Annotated in this window: 1 pseudogene; it reads left to right on the top strand. The window is 59.4% G+C overall.

The features are described from left to right. Window positions 1-88 precede the first annotated feature (88 nt). Window positions 89-771, top strand: a pseudogene (locus ACEWE8_RS26080) (hypothetical protein); the annotation flags it as partial.

Here is a 771-nt window from a genome sequence, read left to right on the forward strand (position 1 = left end):
CGATCCAGCTACCGTACAGGGCGCTCTGGACCTGATCAACACTGGCACTCTGCCAGGCGGCGTTCCAGGCCTGGGCCTGATCAACGCTGTGGCTGCTGCTGAAGCTGCCGTTACTGCCTACGAGAAAGAAGTTGCTACCAGCAACCCTGCACTCGACACTTCGCTCCCGAAAGACGGCGTAGTGACTTCGGCTGAAGCAGATACTGCCCTGGGTCTCGCTAAGGCTGACCGCACCAAGGTTGACACTAAGTCGACTGGCGTTCTGGCCGCTGAAGCCAAAGACGCTGCTACTGCTACTGCTACCGCCACCGCCAAAGCTGCTGCTTCTGCCCAAACTGATGGCGCTGCTGCCGTTGCCGCCTTCGACAGCGCCGTTGCAGCCAAAACTGCCGCTGACGATGCCGTTACTGCCAACGCAACTGCTGCCGCCTCCGCCGCTGCCGGTCTGCACTCCGCCCTGGGCGTTGATGGCGCAACCGTTACTTACGCTACCTTGAACGCTGCAGCTGGCGGCGAAGCATTCGCTGCTGCTGCTGACGTTATCGCCTTCCTGGCAGATAGTGATTCGAACCCACTGTACCGCGCCGCTCTGGTCACCGAGCTGAACAAGGTTCCTACTTACGGCGCTGAAGTCGTTAAAGAAGGCAACCTGGAGCTGGCGGCCGCCAAGGCTAATATTGCACTGAGCGATGCCACTACTGACCTGCAGGCCATCGATAGCGACGCTGGTACTGTTGGTAGCGAAGGTCAAGACTACATCGACGCAAAAAA

The organism is Pseudomonas sp. TR47, assembly GCF_044143025.1.
Classification (GTDB): domain Bacteria; phylum Pseudomonadota; class Gammaproteobacteria; order Pseudomonadales; family Pseudomonadaceae; genus Aquipseudomonas; species Aquipseudomonas putida_E.